The following is a 17,702-nucleotide window of genomic DNA, read 5'->3' as shown; positions in this document are numbered from 1 at the left end:
TCCGCGCAAGCGGAAAGGTCCCGCACGGGACGCAGGACCGCGCGGCCTGACCGATGGATGGCCTGACGCGCTGAAAACCCAGCCCGCCCGGCGCTCAAGAACAAACTCGACGAACGTGCCAGTCGACACCGGGGCGAACAAAACAGTGACGGCCCGCCTGCGCCCCGCCGGCGAGGCAGCCGCACTACTGTCCGCGCAAGCGGAAAGGTCCCGCACGGGACGCAGGACCGCGCGGCCTGACCGATGGATGGCCTGACGCGCTGAAAACCCAGCCCGCCCGGCGCTTGCGTACGAACTCGGCGGAGCCGGTGATGACGGCAGCCAAGGCCCAGGGGCCCGCCTACGCCCGCAGCGCCGTCCGCAGCTCCGCCACGTCGATCTGCTCGGTCTCGTCGTGCTCCGTCAGGTCGATGACCTGGCCCACGGCCCGGTCCGAGCCCTCCGCGGGGGCCTTGAACTCCGCCTCGGACTCCGCCTTGTGCACGGCGAGTGCCTCCTCGCCCACCACGTCCGCGAGATCCACGTTCTGTACGGACTCCAGCGCTCCGGCGGTGGCCTCGCTCTTCGTGCCGAAGAAGTCGAAGCCTCCCTGGGCGGCCTGGCGTCGCCTCTGCGCGGGCGGCGCGACGGCGACCGCGCGCTCATGCCCGCCGTACCCCTCGGCCGCCCCGGACTTCCCCCGCGCTTCGTCCCCGTCCGCGCGCTGCCGGGAGGCCCCGCTCTCGGGGGTGGGCTTCGGTGTGAGCCGGTCGAGCGCCGAGTTCGCCCGGTCGTACAACGACGGAGGCGCGATCGCCCCTGGACGCACGACGGTGGCCGGGGCCTCGACCCGGGCCGGGGGTTCCACACGGACCGGGGCGGGCGGCAGGGCTCGCGCCGGAGTGGATGCCTCGATGGCGAGCAGCCGCCGCCCCTCGAGCGCGCTCGCCCGCTCGGTCTCCGCGGTCGCGTACCGCCGCAGGAGCGCCGCGTGTTCGTTCCGCAGGGCGGCGAGCTCGGCCCGCTTGGACCGCAGCTTCGTCTCCAGGCGGCCCCGGATCTCCCGGGACTCGTCCAGGTCGGACTCGCACTCGGCTATGCGTTCCTCGTAGCGCCATTCGTCGCTCTTGCGGGCGCGGCCCAACTCGGCGACCTGTTTTCCGGCCGCCAGGTCCCAGCGGCGCATGACGACCGAGCCCACGACGGCAGCCGCCGCCGCGGCCGCGGCCAGGCCGCGGAGCACGACAGGTTCCGCGAACAGCCAGGCGCCGCCGGCGCAGACAAGGGAGAGACCTGCGACCGTCGAGGGAGGAAGCAGCCTGTGCAAGGGTGGGGAATGGCGGTGACGTCCACGTGGCATGGCCAGAAACTTACCGCGCGTAGGCGAACTCTGGTGCCCCGCCCGCCAAAATGACAGCGCCATAGTGCTGACTCCCCACCTTCCCGCTCCTCTTCGGCCACTCAACTCCAGTTTCGGCCGAGCCACTTCGAGGACCACTTCAAGGATGCGTCCTTCGAAGGCGGCCCCTTCGCCCGCGCTACTTCTTGATCAATCCCTTCGACTCCAGATACTCCTTGGCGACATCGGCTTCCTTCTGCCGCTCCACATCGACCTTCCGGTCGAGTTCCGCGAGATCTTCCGTCGTCAGGGCCTTGGTCAGCTTCCCGAGGGCGTCGGCTATCTCCTTGTCGCCCGCTTCCTTCGCGTTCACAACCGGAAGGATGTTGTCCGCGTTCTGCAGCTTCTTGTCGTCCTCAAGGGCCACGAGACCGAAGCTGTCGAGCGTCGCGTCGGTGGTCGTGGTCAGCACCACCTGGTCCGTGCCGTTCTTCACGGCCTGCTTGGACTGCGTGGTGCCGACGCCCTTGGGGTCGATTCCCGCGACATCGATGCCGTACGTCTTCTTCAGTCCCGGAGCGCAGAACGGCCGCGACTCGCATTCGTCACTCGCGGCGATCTTGACCTTCTCGCCGGACTTACCGAGATCGGAAAGTGTCTTGAGCTTGTGCTCCTTCGCGTAATCCTTGCTCACCGCGAACGCGTTCTGGTCGACGGCCTCACCCACGGGAAGCACCTTCAGGCCGCGCGGTTCGGCGAGCTTCTTCAGCGCGGCCACCGTGTCGTCCACATCATTCGAGGCGACCGGCTTCGCCTTCGGGCCGTTCTTGCCGAGGTTGAGGAACTCCGCGAGCGTCGCCGCGTATTCGGGAGCGACATCGATCGAACCCTTCTTGAGCTCGGGTTCGTACACCTCGCGGTTCTGGACGGTCTTGACCTCGGCGTCGTATCCGGCGTCCTCGAGCACACCCGCATAGAGCTCGGCGAGGACCTTCTGCTCGGTGAAACGGGCCGACCCGACGACGATCTTGCCCTTGCCGCCCGCCTTGTCGCCTTCGCCCTTGCCGTCCTTCTCCAGGCTGTCCCCGCCGCACGCGGTGAGCCCCGCGGTCAGCGCCACGACGGCCACGGCCGCCCCTGCCATCCGTCGCGCGCGACGCGTTGTGCTGTTCATCGGTGAACCACCATTTCGAAAGACCTTGGAAAACACGGAAAACTGCCGCAAAACTGCCGCACGGAGATCACTGCGCCACCCCCGAGCGCCCTCGCATGGGATTGAAGACCTTCCCCACCACGACGAGCACCACCTCCACGAAGAGCGCGAGCAGCGCCACGAGGAGCGCGCCCGCCACCACCTGAGGCGTGTTCTGCAGGTTGAACCCGGCGGTGATGATCCGGCCGAGGCCCCCTTCGCCCGCCATCGCGGCCAGCGTCGCCGTGGCCACGACCTGCACGCCCGCCGAGCGCACACCGGTCATGATCAGTGGGTAAGCGAGGGGCAGTTCGACCCGGGCGAACAGCTGGCGGCCGCTCATGCCCATCCCCCGGGCGGCCTCCACCACCGCCCGGTCGACCTCGCGCATCCCGATGTACGCGTTGGTCAGCAGCGGCGGCACCGCGAACAGCACGAGCGCGATGAGAGTCGGTAGGTCCCCGTGCTCGCCGAGCGGGGTGAGCGTCAGCAGCACGAGCACCGCGAGCGTGGGCACCGCACGCCCGATGTTCGAGATGTTCACCGCGAGGGCGCCGCCCTTGCCGATGTGGCCGAGGAACAGGGCGATCGGCAGCGCGATCAGGCACGCGACGGCGAGACACACACCGCTGAAGTAGAGGTGCTCGGCGAGGCGGTGCCACACCCCCTTCTCGCCCTGCCAGTTGGCGCCCGTGGTCAGCCAGTTGTACGCGCCGGTTATCGCGTTCATGCAGGTTCAGCCACCTTGGCCGTGCGCTCCGCCGGGGCGGGACGCTTCGTACGTATGCGATGGACGCGTGTCCACGGCGTCAGCCACCGCTGGAGGGCGAGCAGGAGCAGGTCGGCGACCACGGCGAGGACCACGCAGAGCGCGGAGGCCGTGAGCACCTGCGCCTTGAAGGTCGTGTCGAGGCCGTCGAGGATCAGCGATCCGAGGCCTCCGTAGTCGACGATCGCCCCTACCGTCGTCAGGGCCACCGTCGAGACCGTGGTGATGCGGACACCGGCGAGCAACGCGGGAAGCGCGAGCGGCAGTTCGACCTCCCACAGCAGCCGCAGCGGGCCGTACCCCATCCCCTTGGCCGCGTCCCGAGCCTCCTGAGGCACGGCCTGGAGCCCCGCCAGGATGTTCCGCACCAGGATCGTCAGGGAGTACAGCACGAGGCCCGTGACGACCAGCGAGGCCGAGAGCCCGAAGAAGGGCAGCAGGAGCGAGAACATCGCGAGCGAGGGCACTGTGTAGAGCACGGTCGTCACGCCGAGGATCGGACCCGCGAGGAAGTGCCAGCGCCGGGCGAGCAGCGCGAGCGGCAGCGAGACGGCGACGCCGATGGCGACCGACGCGGCGGTGATGCCCACGTGCTGGACGGTGGCGTCGATCAGCTCCTGACTGCGGGAGCTGACGTACTCCCCGCAGATCCAGTCGTTCGTCACCAGACAGTTCTGTTCGCTCATCCCGCCCCACTCCCCCCGAGTCCCGTTTGCTGAGGCGCTCTGGCGACCCTAACGCGGAGCACCGACAATCGCCGAGACTCGTCGTACTGGCGCAACATGGGCTTTACACAACGCCCGCAACAATGGGGAATCATGATCCGGTTCGAGCACGTCACCAAGCGGTACGAGGACGGCACCACGGCTGTCGACGACCTGTCCTTCGAGGTCACCGAGGGTGAACTGGTCACGCTCGTCGGTCCGTCGGGCTGCGGCAAGACGACGACGATGAAGATGGTGAACCGCCTCATCGAGCCGACCGAGGGCCGGATATACGTCGAAGGTGATGACATATCCGCCATCGACCCGGTCCAACTCCGGCGCCGTATCGGCTATGTCATCCAGCAGGTCGGCCTCTTCCCTCACAAGACGGTCCTGGAGAACACGGCGACCGTCCCGCATCTGCTCGGAGTGAAGCGCGGCAGGGCACGCGAGCGTGCCGCCGAACTCCTCGACCTGGTCGGCCTCGACCCCGCCACCTTCGGCGACCGCTACCCCGAGCAGCTCTCCGGGGGACAGCGCCAGCGGGTGGGCGTCGCGCGTGCGCTCGCGGCCGATCCGCCGGTTCTCCTGATGGACGAGCCGTTCGGCGCGGTCGACCCCGTGGTGCGCGAGCACCTGCAGAACGAGTTCCTCCGCCTCCAGCAGGCCGTCCGCAAGACCGTCCTCTTCGTCACGCACGACATCGAGGAGGCGGTCCGCCTCGGCGACCGCATGGCCGTCTACGGAGAGGGCCGCATCGAGCAGTTCGACACCCCCTCCACGATCCTGGGCGCACCGGCCAACGACTACGTGGCGGACTTCGTCGGCGCGGACCGGGGCCTCAAGCGCCTCTCCGTGACGCCCATCGAGGAGGGCGACCTGGAGCAGCCGCCCGTCCTGCACCTGGACGACCCGCTGCCCGCGAAGCTCGACGCCCGCTGGGCCGTGGTCCTGGACGGTGAGAACAATCTGCACGGCTGGATCTCCGCCGAGCACGCGCACGGCGGCAAGGGGACGGTCCGCGACCACGCCCGCCGCATGGAGGCGTGGCTCCCGGTGGGCGCCACCCTGAAGCAGGCGTTCGCGACGATGCTCCAGCACGACGCGGGCTGGATCGCGGTCATCGACAAGGACAGCGAGGGCCGCTTCCTCGGCGTCCTCACCCCGGCCCGGCTGCACGAGGCGCTGCGCAAGTCGACGGCGGCGGACGCGCGCGACATCGCGCGCGGGGAGGTCGAGTTGGAGACCATCACGGCCATCGGCAAGATGTGAGGCGCTACTTGCCGTCCAGCCGCCCGCTGATCCACTCCAGGGTCGCGGGAATCTCCCGGCGCCACGTGTTGAAGTTGTGCCCGCCGCTGTCGAGCGTGATCGACGAGACCCTGGTGGGCGACTTCACCTTGCCGATGAACTTCTCGGTGTCCGCGTAGTTGTCCTCTCCTTGTTTGCTGGTGGTGACAAGGAGGGACGTCTTGGGCGCCGGCATGTGGTCGAGGTACCACATGAGGTCGGCGCGCTGCTCCAACTCCTTGTCGCCGTGGAAGAGATCGCCCGTCGTGACGTCGATGGGCGCCTTGTAGTACGCGGAGAGACCCGCGCCCGCGGCGTACACATCGGGGTGGTGCGTGGCGAGCTTCAGGGCGCAGTAGCCGCCCGTGGAGTCACCGATGACGCCCCAGCTCCCCGCGGTCCGGCCCGTCCTGTAGTGCTCGGAGACGGCACCGGGCAGGTCCTTGGCGAAGAACGTCTCGGCCTGCGGGCCCCCGGGGACGTCCACGCACTCGGTGTCCCGAGGCGGCGCCACGGTGGGCCGCATCATGACCAGAATCATCGGCTGCATCTTGTCCCGCCTCACGAGGCCGTGGGCGGTCTGCGGGTAGTGCAGGCCCTTGATCAGCGCCTCGGCGGTGCCGGGGTATCCGGTGAGCACCACGGACACGGGGAACGTGCGCTTCTTGTACCGCGGCTGGAAGTACTCGGGCGGCAGGTAGACGTACGCGGGGCTCGCTATGTCCGCCTCCTTCCCGCTGATGACGACCTTCTGGATCTGGCCGCCGGTCGACGGCCTGCCGCCGCCGGGCACGTTCACGGGCCGGGTGCTGCGCACGTCGACGGGCGTCCCGCCCTTGGCCGGGTCGTGGTCGACGACGACACCGGGGCTCGTCTCCTGGCCGAAGAGGTCCGCCCATGTGGCGTAGAAGCCGAACGCCTGGTTCGCGGCGAGGCCGACCGATGCGAAGATCGCCAACTGGGTGACGATGAGCAGCCCGACACGGCCGGTGATGGCCCGCCAGGACTGGCGGGCAAGGCGGGGCCAGAACCAGATCGTGCCGATGAACAGCACGACGGCGAGGAGAACCGCCAACGCGAGGACCTTGTTGCTCGTCAGACCCATGGGGTGTTCTGCCTGCGCTTTCTGCCTGTTCCGTCGTTCTTTTCCAGCGGTTTTCCGGTCGGGAGTGAACCCGAGCCCCAGAAGGACCGTCCTAGAGGGCGCAATGTCGCCGGATGCCGTTTTGGTGCCGGAATCAAGCTCTCTCGCAGAACCACGGGATGCGATGTCTGTCAGGATAGATGCGGAAATGTCAGGTGCGGTTCCGGACGGTGAGGGCAGCCGCCCCCAGGGACGGCGCCGTACCGACGGACTCCGTGACGGCATCCGCAGCGGATTCAGTCGACTGCTCCGCGGCCCACGCGCCGAAGCCGTACCGACCCTCGTCGCCCGCGCCTGCACCCTGGTCGGCCTGCTGAACGTAGCGGCCGGCGTCTTCCCGCGCTTCCGGCACAGCCGGATGCACGCGCTCGCCGAGGTCCTGCCCGGCGCGCTCGGCCCCTTCGCCGCCGCCCTCGCGCTCAGCTCCGGCATCCTCCTGCTGCTGCTCGCGCACGGCCTGCGCCGCCACAAGCGGCGGGCCTGGCGGGCCGCCGTGGTGCTGCTCCCGGCCGGCGCCGTCGCGCAGTTCGCCTACCGGCACTCGATCATCGGCGTAGTGATCTCGCTCGCCCTCCTGACCCTGCTGCTGCGCCATCGGGGTGAGTTCGCCGCGCTGCCCGACCCGCGCAGCCGCTGGCGGGCGCTCGCCAACTTCGTGCTCCTCGGGGCCGGTTCCCTCGCCCTCGGCCTGGTGATCGTCAGTGCGCACCCGGGCAAGGTCATCGGGGACCCGAGCATCACGGAACGCCTCGCCCACGTCCTGTACGGCCTGTTCGGCTTCGAGGGGCCGGTCGACTACTACGGGACCACGTCCTGGACGGTCGGCTACTCGCTCGGCGCACTCGGCATGCTCACCGCCCTCACCACCGTCTACCTGGCCTTCCGCCCCGAGCACCCCGCCGCGCGCCTCACCGAGGACGAGGAGGCGAAGCTGCGCGCCCTGCTCGACAAGCACGGTGCCCGCGACTCGCTGGGCCACTTCGCGCTCCGCCGCGACAAGGGCGCCGTCTTCTCCCCCAGCGGCAAGGCGGCGGTCACCTACCGCGTCGTCTCCGGAGTGATGCTCGCCAGCGGCGACCCGATCGGCGACGTGGAGGCCTGGCCCGGCGCGATCGAACGCTTCATGGACGAGGCCAAGGCCCACTCCTGGACGCCCGCCGTCATGGGCTGCTCCGAGACGGGCGGCGAGGTCTGGACCCGCGAGACCGGCCTGGACGCGCTCGAACTGGGCGACGAGGCGGTGGTGGACGTCGTGGATTTCTCCCTGTCCGGGCGTGCGATGCGCAACGTACGCCAGATGGTCAAGCGGATCGAGCGCAATGGCTACGAGACGCGCGTACGGCGCGTGCGTGACCTCGGGGAGCGCGAACTGGAGCGGATACAGCGCGCCGCCGACGACTGGCGCGGCACCGACACCGAACGCGGCTTCTCCATGGCGCTCGGCCGCATCGGCGACCCGGACGACGGCGACTGCCTGATCGCCACCGCCCACAAGGCCGACGACGAACCGGGCGACTACGGAGACCTCAAGGCCGTCCTCCACTTCGTCCCCTGGGGCAAGGACGGCGTCTCCCTGGACCTCATGCGCCGCGACCGCTCGGCCGACCCCGGCATGAACGAGCTGCTCATCGTGGCCGCCCTGCAGGCCGCGCCGAAGCTCGGCATCGCGCGTGTGTCCCTCAACTTCGCCATGTTCCGCGCGGCCCTCGCCCGCGGCGAGAAGATCGGCGCGGGGCCGGTACTCCGCGCCTGGCGCGGCCTGCTCGTCTTCCTGTCCCGCTGGTTCCAGATCGAGTCCCTGTACAAGTTCAACGCGAAGTTCCGCCCCCGCTGGGAGCCCCGCTTCGTCGTCTACCGCTCCTCCAAGGACCTCCCCCGCATCGGCTTCGCCGCCATGCAGGCCGAGGGCTTCGTGACCCTCGCGATGCCCCGCTTCCTGCGCAGGGGGAGGGCACAGCGCCGCCCCTGCCCGCACCGCGCGACGGAGCGCGAGGTCCGGACGGCATAGAGCCGGCCCGCTCGGGCCTAGGCTGGAGGTATGAGTACGTTGCGCGGGCGGGGATCGGTCGAGGGGCTGCCGGAGTGGGGCCGCTGTGCGGTCATGGGGGTCGTGAACGTGACCCCCGACTCCTTCTCCGACGGGGGCCGCTGGTTCGACACCACGGCCGCCGTCAAGCACGGCATCGACCTGGTTGCCCAGGGCGCCGACCTGGTCGACGTGGGCGGTGAGTCGACCCGTCCCGGCGCCACGCGCGTGGACGAGGACGAGGAGCTGCGGCGCGTGGTCCCCGTCGTGCGGGGCCTCGCGGCCGAGGGCTTGACGGTCTCCGTGGACACCATGCGCGCCACCGTCGCCGAGCGGGCACTCGCCGCGGGCGCCGTCCTGGTGAACGACGTCAGCGGCGGCCTCGCCGACGAGCGCATGGTCCCCGCGGTCGCCGCCGCCGGGGCGCCCTTCGTGGTGATGCACTGGCGCGGCTTCCTCGCCGACATCCACGCCAAGCCCGTCTACGAGGACGTGGTCTCCGAAGTCGTCGACGAGCTCCACGCGCGCGTGCAGGCCGCCATCGAGGGCGGCATCGCCCCTGAGCGCATCGTCATCGACCCCGGCCTCGGCTTCTCCAAGGACGTCGAGCACGACCTGGCGCTCCTGGCCCGCGTCGACCGCCTTCGTGAGATCGGCCACCCGATCCTGGTCGCCGCCTCCCGCAAACGCTTCCTCGGCCGCGTCCTCGCGGGCCCCGAGGGGGCCCCGCCGCCCGCCCGCGAGCGCGACGCGGCCACCGCCGCGGTCTCCGCCATCGCCGCCCACCAGGGCGCGTGGGCGGTCCGCGTGCACGAGGTGCGGGCCACCGCCGACGCCGTCCGGGTCGCACACGCCGTGACCAGCGCGGCGGGCGGTCCTCAGTGACCGGGGCAAGGACCGACGTCGAACAAGTCGAGCAGGCCAACACGGCCTTCTACGAAGCACTGGAGCGCGGCGACTTCGACGAGGTCTCCGACCTCTGGCTGGACGCGGACGCCGCCCCGGAAACGGAACCGCCCGACCCCGACGCCCGGGACGACGAGGACGCAGCGGAAGACGGCGACGAAGCCAAGATCTCCTGCGTCCACCCCGGCTGGCCGGTCCTCACCGGCCGCGGCGAGGTCCTCAGGTCGTACGCGCTGATCATGGCGAACACCGAGTACATCCAGTTCTTCCTGACCGACGTGCATGTCGGGGTGGCCGGGGACACCGCCCTGGTGACCTGCACGGAGAACATCCTCAGCGGCGGCCCGCCCCCCGAGGGCGGTGGCGAACTCGGCCCGCTCGTCGGGCAGCTCGTCGTCGCCACCAATGTGTTCCGCCGCACAGTCGACGGGTGGAAGCTCTGGTCGCACCACGCCTCACCCGTACTCGCCGAAACCGACGACGAAGAGGGCGAGGACGCACCCTCCTGAGTGGGTAGGGGCGGTTCCGGGAGCCCCCGCGGGCTGGAGCTGTCAGTGCGCGCAGGTAGATTCGATCGAGGCTGGTGTGCCGACCGCACTCGGTGCAGGCCTGCCGATAACGACGATTGCAGGAGTGATTCGCGTGGATCGTGTCGCGCTGCGCGGCCTCAAGGCCCGCGGGCACCACGGTGTCTTTCCGCGGGAACGCGAAGAGGGCCAGACCTTCATCGTGGACCTGGTCCTTGGCCTGGACACCCGTGCGGCCGCCGCCGACGACGACCTGGCGAAGACCGTGCACTACGGCGTCGTGGCCGAGGAGGTCGTGGCCGCCGTCGAAGGCGATCCGGTGGACCTCATCGAGACTCTCGCCGAGCGCATCGCCCAGACGTGTCTGAAGCACGAGGGGGTCCTGGAGGTCGAGGTGTGCGTCCACAAACCGGACGCGCCGATCACCGTCCCCTTCGACGATGTGACCGTCACCATCACCCGGAGCCGAGTATGACCGCGTTTTCCACGCAAGGGCAGAGCGACCCGACCGTCCAGCCGGTGCCCACCGCCGTGGTCGAGCAGGTCGACGCCGCCGACACCACCCTCTCCAACCCCAAACGCGCCGTGATCTCCCTCGGCAGCAATCTCGGCAACCGCCTGGAGACGCTGCAGGGCGCCATCGACGCCCTGGAGGACACCCCCGGCCTGCGCGTCAAGGCCGTCTCTCCGGTGTACGAGACCGAGCCCTGGGGCGTGGACCCCGGCAGCCAGCCGTCGTACTTCAACGCGGTGGTCGTGGTGAAGACGACCCTGCCGCCGTCCTCGCTCCTGGAGCGGGCCCAGGCGATCGAGGAAGCCTTCCACCGCGTACGGGACGAGCGCTGGGCCGCCCGCACGATCGACGTCGACATCGTGGCGTACGCGGACGTCGTCTCGGACGACCCCGACCTCACGCTCCCCCACCCGCGCGCGCACGAACGTGCCTTCGTCCTCGCCCCCTGGCACGACGTGGAACCCGAGGCCCAGCTGGCGGGCCGCGGCCCGGTCACCGACCTGCTCGCCAAGGTCACCCGCGAAGGCGTCACGCCCCGTGTCGACCTGGAACTCCGCCTGCCCGAGTAATCGTTAGGGTCTATCGAACCCGCACGATGCAGATCTCCGAGAAGCGGGTCCGTACGACGATGAAGGGTCATCCGTGAAGCAGCTGCGCATCAGGACACTGGCCGGCCTCTTCGTGGTGGCCGGTGTGCTGTCCTGGGCGGGCGCCCGGCTGTGGGACTCCGTGGGCACACTCCCGCGGGTCCCGCTGGCCGCGCCCATCGTGCTCTCGGTGATCGCCGCGGTGCTGCTCGCCACGGCGCTCTCGCTGCGCTCCCGGCTGCGCGCTCAGCGCGAGCGACGCCCCGGGGCGAAGGGCGTCGAGCCGATGATGGCCGCGCGCGCGGTCGTCTTCGGCCAGGCGAGCGCCCTGGTCGCCGCCCTCGTCGCCGGAATGTACGGCGGCACGGGCGCCTTCCTCCTGGAGTACCTGGACGTTCCGGCCCGCCGCGACCAGGCGATCTACGCGGGCCTCTCCCTGGTGGCAGGCATCGCGGTGATAGCGGCCGCCTTCTTCCTGGAGCGGGTCTGCAGGCTCCCGGAAGACGACGACGAAAACGGCGGAACGGCCGCGGCCGCATAAGCGGCCGGCGCGTGGGCTTTCGTTAGCGCGCCATGATCAGGCTCATCGCCTCGTTGCGCGTCGCGGGGTCACGGAGCTGCCCCCGCACCGCCGAGGTGATCGTCTTGGCGCCCGGCTTGCGCACCCCACGCATCGTCATGCACATGTGCTCACACTCGACGACCACGATGACGCCGCGCGGCTCGAGGATCTCCATCAAGGAGTCCGCCACCTGCGTCGTCAGTCGCTCCTGGACCTGCGGACGGCGCGCGTACACGTCCACGAGGCGGGCGAGCTTGGACAGGCCGGTGATCTTGCCGTCGGACGACGGGATGTAGCCGACGTGCGCGACGCCGTGGAAAGGGACCAGATGGTGCTCACAGGAGCTCTGTACCTCGATGTCCTTCACCAGGACCATCTCGTCATGGCCGAGATCGAACGTCGTCGTCAGGACATCCTCGGCCTTGAGCCACAGGCCGCCGAATATCTCCCTGTACGCCCGCGCCACGCGACCTGGAGTCTCCCGCAGGCCCTCGCGGTCCGGGTCCTCCCCGACCGCGATCAGCAGCTCGCGCACGGCGTTCTCGGCTCGCTTCTCGTCGAACTCGCCGATCGTGCCCTCGCCGTCCAGCGTCACGGGGTCGGTCATGTGTGCCTCGTTCCTAGCGTTCCACGCACCGGTTGCGTCAGTACGTACGAAAAACTGCGCCCCCCAGGCTAGAACCAGGGGGGCGCAGCATCCATTCCGGGCCTGCTGAGGCGCTCGGGGTCAGCTCTCGGGGCGGTCCTCCGGAGCCACCTCGATGCCGGTCGCGGGCGGGGCCTCCGTGCCCGCGGTGACCGCGGGCGTGGCGCCGTTCGCACCGTTCGTCAGCGACAGCTCCCGGGGGGAGAGCACCGGCGGGCGGGTCGAGGGCGTGCGCCGCGAGGATCCGGTCCACGCCGGACGGGCCGGGCGCTTCACGATGCCTGCGAAGACCTCGGCGATCTGCTCCTTGTTGAGGGTCTCCTTCTCGAGGAGCTGGAGGACCAGGTTGTCGAGAACGTCGCGGTTCTCGACGAGGATCTCCCAGGCCTCGTTGTGCGCGGTCTCGATGAGCTTCTTGACCTCTTCGTCGACCAGCGCCGCGACCTCTTCCGAGTAGTCGCGCGGGTGACCCATCTCGCGGCCCAGGAACGGCTCGGTGTTGTCGCCACCGAACTTGATCGCGCCGAGCCGCTCGGTCATGCCGTACTGCGTGACCATGGCCCGTGCGGTCGCGGTGGCCTTCTCGATGTCGTTCGCCGCGCCCGTCGTCGGGTCGTGGAAGACGAGCTCCTCGGCCGCGCGCCCGCCCAGCATGTACGCCAGCTGGTCGAGCATTTCGTTGCGCGTGGTCGAGTACTTGTCCTCCTCGGGCAGGACCATGGTGTAACCCAGGGCCCGGCCGCGCGACAGGATCGTGATCTTGTGGACCGGGTCCGAGTTCGGAGACGCCGCCGCGACCAGGGCGTGTCCGCCCTCGTGGTACGCGGTGATCTTCTTCTCCTTGTCGGACATGATCCGCGTCCGCTTCTGCGGACCGGCCACGACACGGTCGATCGCCTCATCGAGAGCGTGGTTGTCGATCAGCTTCTTGTCGCCGCGCGCCGTCAGGAGCGCCGCTTCGTTCAGCACGTTCGCCAAGTCGGCACCGGTGAAGCCCGGCGTACGGCGGGAGACCGCGCCCAGGTCGACGTCCGGGGCGACCGGCTTGCCCTTCTGGTGAACCTTGAGGATGTCCAGACGGCCGACCATGTCCGGGCGGTCGACGGCGATCTGCCGGTCGAAACGTCCGGGACGAAGGAGCGCCGGGTCGAGGATGTCGGGGCGGTTCGTGGCGGCGATCAGGATGACGCCGCCCTTCACGTCGAAGCCGTCCATCTCGACGAGCAGCTGGTTCAGCGTCTGCTCGCGCTCGTCGTGACCGCCGCCCATACCGGCACCGCGGTGCCGACCGACGGCGTCGATCTCGTCGACGAAGACGATCGCCGGGGCGTTCGCCTTGGCCTGCTCGAAGAGGTCACGCACTCGCGAGGCACCGACACCGACGAACATCTCGACGAAGTCGGAACCGGAGATCGAGTAGAAGGGGACGCCGGCCTCACCCGCGACAGCGCGCGCGAGGAGCGTCTTGCCCGTGCCGGGCGGCCCGTAAAGGAGCACGCCCTTGGGGATCTTGGCCCCGACGGCCTGGAACTTCGCCGGCTCCTGGAGGAACTCCTTGATCTCGTGGAGCTCCTCGACGGCCTCGTCCGATCCGGCCACATCCGAGAACGTCGTCTTCGGGGTGTCCTTGGTGATCAGCTTGGCCTTGGACTTCCCGAACTGCATGACCCGGGAGCCGCCGCCCTGCATCTGATTCATCAGGAACAGGAAGACAACGACGATGAGTACGAAGGGGAGCAGGGAAAGAAGGATGCCGACGAACGGGTTCTGCTTCGACGGCGAGACGGTGTAACCGTCCGGGATCTTCTTGTCCTGGTACTTGTCCTGCAAGGTCTTGGCGATGTCGACACCTTGGTTGCCGATGTAGCTCGCCTGGATCTTGCTGCTGTCCTTGACCTTCTGGCCATCCTTGAGCTCGACCTTGATGGTCGACTCGTCACCGGTGGTGAGCTTGGCGCTCTCGACCTTGTCGTCGTTGATCGCCTGCACTACCTGGCCGGTGTCCACCGTCTTGTAGCCACCGGACGAACCGACGACCTGCATCAACACGACCACGGCAAGGACGGCCAGCACGATCCACATGACTGGCCCACGGAAGTATCGCTTCACGTCCATCCATACGGAGCGATGACGCCCCGTCCCTCCTGCCATAGTGAGTTTGATAAAGACTGTTCTTCGGACGGTACCCCAGCATTGTCACCCGAAGCCGCACGGGACGGCTGACAAACCCGTCTTCGCATGCTTCAACGCCGGGAAACGGGTGAGGGTTCCCGTCCGCCTCCCCGGAGTTGACCGGGAGGGCCGGGAATCGGCCGCCGTCAGCCGCCGTAGACGTGCGGAGCGAGCGTGCCGACGAACGGCAGGTTGCGGTACTTCTCCGCGTAGTCCAGGCCGTACCCGATGACGAACTCGTTCGGGATGTCGAAGCCGACCCACTCCACGTCGATCGCGACCTTGGCCGCCTCGGGCTTGCGCAGCAGCGTGCAGACCTTCAGCGACGCGGGCTCGCGCGAGCCGAGGTTGGACAGCAGCCACGACAGCGTCAGACCGGAGTCGATGATGTCCTCGACGATCAGGACGTGCTTGCCCTTGATGTCGGTGTCCAGGTCCTTGAGGATCCGCACGACACCGGAGGACTGGGTGCCCGCGCCGTACGACGACACGGCCATCCAGTCCATGGTGAGCGGGGTGGACAGCGCACGCGCGAGGTCCGCCATGACCATCACCGCGCCCTTGAGCACACCGACGATCAGCAGGTCCTTGCCCGCGTACTCCGCGTCGATCTTCGCGGCCAGCTCGGCCAGCTTCGCGTCGATCTCTTCCTTGGTGATGAGCACCGACTGAAGGTCGGTGCCCATGTCTTTCGCGTCCACCCGCATCACTTTCGGTCGTCCGTCACACCGGCTGCGTGGGACCCGGGGGTCCCTCGGTCAACAGCCTTGCCGGATCACCAGTCTGCCACCCTGGCGCTGGGCGACGACTTTGCCCGGGAGATTGATGGCTCCCTGGCCGCGCCAGCCCGTGATCAGCCGGTCGACTTCTTCGAGATGCCGGGCGAACAGCGCCCCGGCCGGGGCGCCTGCCTCGATGGCCGCGCGGCGGACGATGCGGCGGCGCACGGCGGGCGGCAGGGCGTAGAGCTTCGCGCACTCCAGGAGTCCCGCGGCGTCGCGCACGGAGGCTTCCGCCTGCGCGGCCCAGTGGTCCAGGGCGTCGGCGTCATCCCGGGACAACTGGGCCGTACGGGCGAGGGCTTCCACGACGCCCTTGCCGAGCGCCTTCTCCAGGGCGGGCAGGCCTTCGTGCCGCAGCCGCGAGCGGGTGTAGGCGGGGTCGGTGTTGTGCGGGTCGTCCCAGACGGGCAGCGACTGGACCATGCAGGCCTTGCGGGCGGTCTGCCGGTCGATGTGCAGGAAGGGGCGGCGGTAGCGGCGGTCGGCGCCCGGGCCTCCGGACACGGCCGCCATCCCGGACAGGGAGCGGATGCCGGAGCCACGGGCGAGACCGAGCAGGACGGTTTCCGCCTGGTCGTCGCGCGTATGGCCGAGCAGGATCGCGGCGGCGCCGTGGCGCTCTGCCACGGCGTCGAGCGCGCCGTATCGCGCGTCGCGGGCCGCGGCCTCGGGGCCGCCGTCCCTGCCGACGTCGACGGCGACGGACTCGATGGGGTCGAGGCCGAGCGCGGTCAGCCGCGAGACGACCTCGGCTGCGCGCAGATCGGACCCGTCCTGCAGTCCGTGGTCGACTGTGACACCGCCGGCGCGGATGCCGAGTTTGGGGGCCTCGAAGGCGAGGGCGGAGGCGAGCGCCATGGAGTCGGCGCCGCCGGAGCAGGCGACCAGCACGAGTGGCGTCGTGGCCTGCTCGCGTGGAGGGTGGGGGTGCGCGGGGCGTGCGGGGACGTGCTCGGGGGTGCGCTGTGCGTCGGGGCGCCTCAGGTCGGCGCGCTGGGCGTCGTCGGTGCGCTGTACGTCGGTCAGTACGTCGTGGAGTACGCGGCGGACCGCCAGGCGTATCGCCGCGACCGCAGGATGGGGACCCATGTCCGGTTCCCTTCATGAAGTTCGGGGGTGAGCCTCGGACCTGTCACTCAGGACCACTACTCGGGAGATCGGGCCTCAGACAGATCCCACGAGATTAGTCACTCAGAGTGTGTCGATGGTGACAGAGCCGAGCCGTTCCCCGAGCATTGCACGCCTACCCATGGCTCACGGTCCCTCGGACGGGTGATTGCGGGGGCGTTCGCCTGCCATCGGCCGCAACTCGCTCCCTTACTGCCCTCACTCTCCCTTACGGTGCACCCGCGCGACCCAGTCCGCCGGTTTGGCGATCTCCGACTTGGTGGGCAGCGTGTTCGGCGAAGTCCACACCCGGTTGAAGCCGTCCATTCCGACCTCGCCCACGACCGCGCGCACGAAACGCTCACCGTCCCGGTATTGGCGCAATTTCGCGTCGAGGCCGAGCAGCTTGCGCAGCGCCTGGTCAAGGCGGCTCGCCCCGCGGGCCCTGCGCTGCTGGAACTTCTCCCGGATCTCGCCGACGGAGGGCACCACGTCGGGGCCGACTCCGTCCATCACGAAGTCGGCATGCCCCTCGAGGAGCGACATGACGGCCGTGAGCCGGGCGAGGATCTCGCGCTGGGCGGGGGTCTGGACCAGCTCCACGATGGAGCGGCCCCCGTCGTCCTCCTCGCCTTCGGGGCGACCGCCGGCGAGGGACTGGGCGGCTTCCCTGATGCGCTCCAGGACCGTCATCGGGTCGACTTCGGTCTCGGAGAGGAATGACTGGATCTCACCTTCGAGGTGGTCCCGCAGCCAGGGCACGGCCGAGAACTGCGTGCGGTGCGTCTCCTCGTGCAGGCACACCCAGAGCCTGAAGTCGTGGGGGTCCACGTCGAGTTCGCGCTCGACGTGCACGATGTTCGGAGCCACCAGGAGGAGCCTGCCGCCGCCGTGCTGGCCCGCGGGGAGGTCGCGGGTGGCCGGGGCGAAGGTCTCGTACTGCCCGAGGACCCGCGAGGCGAGGAAGGAGAGCAGCATCCCCAGCTCCACGCCGGTGACCTTGCCGCCGACCGCGCCGAGCACGGCTCCGCCGGGGCCGCCGGAGCGCCGGTCCTGCATCTTGTCCAGGAGGGGTTTGAGGATCTCCCGGAAGCCGGCGACGTTCGCCTTGATCCACCCGGCCCGGTCGACGACGAGCACCGGGGTGTCGTGGATGTCCTCCGTGCCCATCCGGGTGAAGGAACGGACGTGCTCCTCCGAAGACTTCGCATGCTTCCTGAGCTCGGCGACGATGGCCCGTGCCTCGTCGCGGCTCACTTCTGGACCCGGCCGAACCAGCCGGGTCGCGGTCGCCACCGCGAGATTCCAGTCGACCATCTCCACACCACCGATGCTCGTCATGCGTCAACGGTACGTGCTCGGCCCCTCCTGCGGAGGTGGTTGACCCCCGAGATTGCCCCACTCCGGGCCCGTAGGGGTCAACGGGAAGCGATTGCGCCGTGAGGCTGCTGGCCGG

The 17,702-nt window shown here is 69.5% G+C and carries 17 protein-coding genes and 1 pseudogene; 8 read left to right on the top strand and 10 right to left on the bottom strand.

Translation table 11 applies throughout. The features are described from left to right. Positions 1-112: 112 nt before the first annotated feature. Positions 113-256 (top strand): annotated as a pseudogene (locus ACZ5WE_RS13640) (PH domain-containing protein); the annotation flags it as partial. 84 nt (positions 257-340) lie between these two features. On the opposite strand, the gene ACZ5WE_RS13635 reads toward ACZ5WE_RS13640, so the two are convergent. The 4 genes from ACZ5WE_RS13635 to ACZ5WE_RS13620 form a co-directional block, all read right to left on the bottom strand. Continuing rightward, positions 341-1,339, bottom strand: a complete 999-nt coding sequence (locus ACZ5WE_RS13635; RefSeq protein WP_467686121.1) for a hypothetical protein — start codon at positions 1,337-1,339, stop codon at positions 341-343. Positions 1,340-1,517: 178 nt separating this feature from the next. Continuing rightward, positions 1,518-2,492, bottom strand: a complete 975-nt coding sequence (locus tag ACZ5WE_RS13630; RefSeq protein WP_467686119.1) for an ABC transporter substrate-binding protein — start codon at positions 2,490-2,492, stop codon at positions 1,518-1,520. Positions 2,493-2,559: 67 nt separating this feature from the next. Continuing rightward, positions 2,560-3,240, bottom strand: a complete 681-nt coding sequence (locus ACZ5WE_RS13625; protein ID WP_467686117.1) for an ABC transporter permease — start codon at positions 3,238-3,240, stop codon at positions 2,560-2,562. Further along, positions 3,237-3,965 (bottom strand): ABC transporter permease, encoded by a 729-nt coding sequence (locus tag ACZ5WE_RS13620; protein ID WP_467686115.1) that lies wholly within the window; start codon positions 3,963-3,965, stop codon positions 3,237-3,239. Before ACZ5WE_RS13620 ends, ACZ5WE_RS13625 begins: the two co-directional genes overlap by 4 nt. Before the next feature lie 132 nt (positions 3,966-4,097). On the opposite strand from ACZ5WE_RS13620, the gene ACZ5WE_RS13615 reads away from it, so the two are divergent. After that, complete coding sequence (locus ACZ5WE_RS13615) at positions 4,098-5,255, top strand: ABC transporter ATP-binding protein (protein ID WP_467686113.1); 1,158 nt, start codon at positions 4,098-4,100, stop codon at positions 5,253-5,255. Between the two features lie 4 nt (positions 5,256-5,259). Here ACZ5WE_RS13615 and ACZ5WE_RS13610 read toward each other — a convergent pair whose 3' ends face one another. Then, entirely contained in the window at positions 5,260-6,378 is a 1,119-nt protein-coding gene (locus tag ACZ5WE_RS13610) for an alpha/beta hydrolase (RefSeq protein WP_467686111.1), read from the bottom strand. 187 nt (positions 6,379-6,565) lie between these two features. Between ACZ5WE_RS13610 and ACZ5WE_RS13605 the strand changes: the two genes are divergently transcribed. The 6 genes from ACZ5WE_RS13605 (at position 6,566) to ACZ5WE_RS13580 (ending at position 11,518) form a co-directional block, all read left to right on the top strand. Next, positions 6,566-8,425 (top strand): phosphatidylglycerol lysyltransferase domain-containing protein, encoded by a 1,860-nt coding sequence (locus ACZ5WE_RS13605; protein ID WP_467686109.1) that lies wholly within the window; start codon positions 6,566-6,568, stop codon positions 8,423-8,425. Positions 8,426-8,455: 30 nt separating this feature from the next. Next, a complete protein-coding gene (gene folP / locus ACZ5WE_RS13600; RefSeq protein WP_467686107.1) occupies positions 8,456-9,328 on the top strand; it encodes a dihydropteroate synthase in 873 nt (290 codons plus the stop codon). Further along, complete coding sequence (locus ACZ5WE_RS13595; RefSeq protein WP_467686105.1) at positions 9,325-9,858, top strand: nuclear transport factor 2 family protein; 534 nt, start codon at positions 9,325-9,327, stop codon at positions 9,856-9,858. Before folP ends, ACZ5WE_RS13595 begins: the two co-directional genes overlap by 4 nt. A gap of 133 nt (positions 9,859-9,991) precedes the next feature. Continuing rightward, positions 9,992-10,351: a dihydroneopterin aldolase gene (folB, locus tag ACZ5WE_RS13590; RefSeq protein ID WP_160506392.1), complete on the top strand. Its 360-nt coding sequence runs from the start codon at positions 9,992-9,994 to the stop codon at positions 10,349-10,351. Beyond that, positions 10,348-10,959 (top strand): 2-amino-4-hydroxy-6-hydroxymethyldihydropteridine diphosphokinase, encoded by a 612-nt coding sequence (gene folK, locus ACZ5WE_RS13585; RefSeq protein WP_467686103.1) that lies wholly within the window; start codon positions 10,348-10,350, stop codon positions 10,957-10,959. The genes folB and folK overlap by 4 nt, the downstream gene beginning before the upstream one ends. Before the next feature lie 73 nt (positions 10,960-11,032). Next, on the top strand, positions 11,033-11,518 hold the full coding sequence (locus ACZ5WE_RS13580) for a DUF3180 domain-containing protein (protein ID WP_467686101.1): 486 nt from the start codon (positions 11,033-11,035) through the stop codon (positions 11,516-11,518). A 22-nt stretch (positions 11,519-11,540) separates the two neighbouring features. On the opposite strand, the gene folE is transcribed toward ACZ5WE_RS13580, so the two are convergent. The 5 genes from folE to ACZ5WE_RS13555 all read right to left on the bottom strand — a co-directional run bounded on the left by folE (position 11,541) and on the right by ACZ5WE_RS13555 (position 17,587). Then, positions 11,541-12,146 carry a GTP cyclohydrolase I FolE gene (gene folE, locus ACZ5WE_RS13575; RefSeq protein WP_399397157.1) on the bottom strand — a complete coding sequence of 202 codons (606 nt, stop codon included), beginning with the start codon at positions 12,144-12,146 and terminating at the stop codon, positions 11,541-11,543. 120 nt (positions 12,147-12,266) lie between these two features. After that, entirely contained in the window at positions 12,267-14,300 is a 2,034-nt protein-coding gene (gene ftsH, locus ACZ5WE_RS13570) for an ATP-dependent zinc metalloprotease FtsH (RefSeq protein WP_467686099.1), read from the bottom strand. A 203-nt stretch (positions 14,301-14,503) separates the two neighbouring features. After that, positions 14,504-15,064 carry a hypoxanthine phosphoribosyltransferase gene (gene hpt, locus ACZ5WE_RS13565; RefSeq protein WP_135330538.1) on the bottom strand — a complete coding sequence of 187 codons (561 nt, stop codon included), beginning with the start codon at positions 15,062-15,064 and terminating at the stop codon, positions 14,504-14,506. Between the two features lie 51 nt (positions 15,065-15,115). Then, positions 15,116-16,228 carry a tRNA lysidine(34) synthetase TilS gene (tilS, locus tag ACZ5WE_RS13560; protein WP_467686097.1) on the bottom strand — a complete coding sequence of 371 codons (1,113 nt, stop codon included), beginning with the start codon at positions 16,226-16,228 and terminating at the stop codon, positions 15,116-15,118. A 237-nt stretch (positions 16,229-16,465) separates the two neighbouring features. Next, the gene (locus tag ACZ5WE_RS13555) at positions 16,466-17,587 is read right to left on the bottom strand and encodes a zinc-dependent metalloprotease (RefSeq protein WP_467686095.1); all 1,122 of its coding nucleotides are present in this window, start codon (positions 17,585-17,587) and stop codon (positions 16,466-16,468) included. Between the last annotated feature and the right edge of the window lie 115 nt (positions 17,588-17,702).

The organism is Streptomyces sp. NPDC033180 (genome assembly GCF_055577645.1).
Note: the sequence above shows the minus strand (reverse complement) of the source record. Positions and strands in the feature narration are given on the sequence as shown.

Bases quoted from the DNA above. Each gene is read 5' to 3' on its own strand.
- ACZ5WE_RS13635 (WP_467686121.1), bottom strand. From the start codon at position 1,339: ATGCCACGTGGACGTCACCGCCATTCCCCACCCTTGCACAGGCTGCTT.
- ACZ5WE_RS13630 (WP_467686119.1), bottom strand. From the start codon at position 2,492: ATGAACAGCACAACGCGTCGCGCGCGACGGATGGCAGGGGCGGCCGTG.
- ACZ5WE_RS13625 (WP_467686117.1), bottom strand. From the start codon at position 3,240: ATGAACGCGATAACCGGCGCGTACAACTGGCTGACCACGGGCGCCAAC.
- ACZ5WE_RS13620 (WP_467686115.1), bottom strand. From the start codon at position 3,965: ATGAGCGAACAGAACTGTCTGGTGACGAACGACTGGATCTGCGGGGAG.
- ACZ5WE_RS13615 (WP_467686113.1), top strand. From the start codon at position 4,098: ATGATCCGGTTCGAGCACGTCACCAAGCGGTACGAGGACGGCACCACG.
- ACZ5WE_RS13610 (WP_467686111.1), bottom strand. From the start codon at position 6,378: ATGGGTCTGACGAGCAACAAGGTCCTCGCGTTGGCGGTTCTCCTCGCC.
- ACZ5WE_RS13605 (WP_467686109.1), top strand. From the start codon at position 6,566: ATGTCAGGTGCGGTTCCGGACGGTGAGGGCAGCCGCCCCCAGGGACGG.
- folP (WP_467686107.1), top strand. From the start codon at position 8,456: ATGAGTACGTTGCGCGGGCGGGGATCGGTCGAGGGGCTGCCGGAGTGG.
- folK (WP_467686103.1), top strand. From the start codon at position 10,348: ATGACCGCGTTTTCCACGCAAGGGCAGAGCGACCCGACCGTCCAGCCG.
- folE (WP_399397157.1), bottom strand. From the start codon at position 12,146: ATGACCGACCCCGTGACGCTGGACGGCGAGGGCACGATCGGCGAGTTC.
- ftsH (WP_467686099.1), bottom strand. From the start codon at position 14,300: ATGGACGTGAAGCGATACTTCCGTGGGCCAGTCATGTGGATCGTGCTG.
- hpt (WP_135330538.1), bottom strand. From the start codon at position 15,064: ATGCGGGTGGACGCGAAAGACATGGGCACCGACCTTCAGTCGGTGCTC.
- tilS (WP_467686097.1), bottom strand. From the start codon at position 16,228: ATGGGTCCCCATCCTGCGGTCGCGGCGATACGCCTGGCGGTCCGCCGC.
- ACZ5WE_RS13555 (WP_467686095.1), bottom strand. From the start codon at position 17,587: ATGACGAGCATCGGTGGTGTGGAGATGGTCGACTGGAATCTCGCGGTG.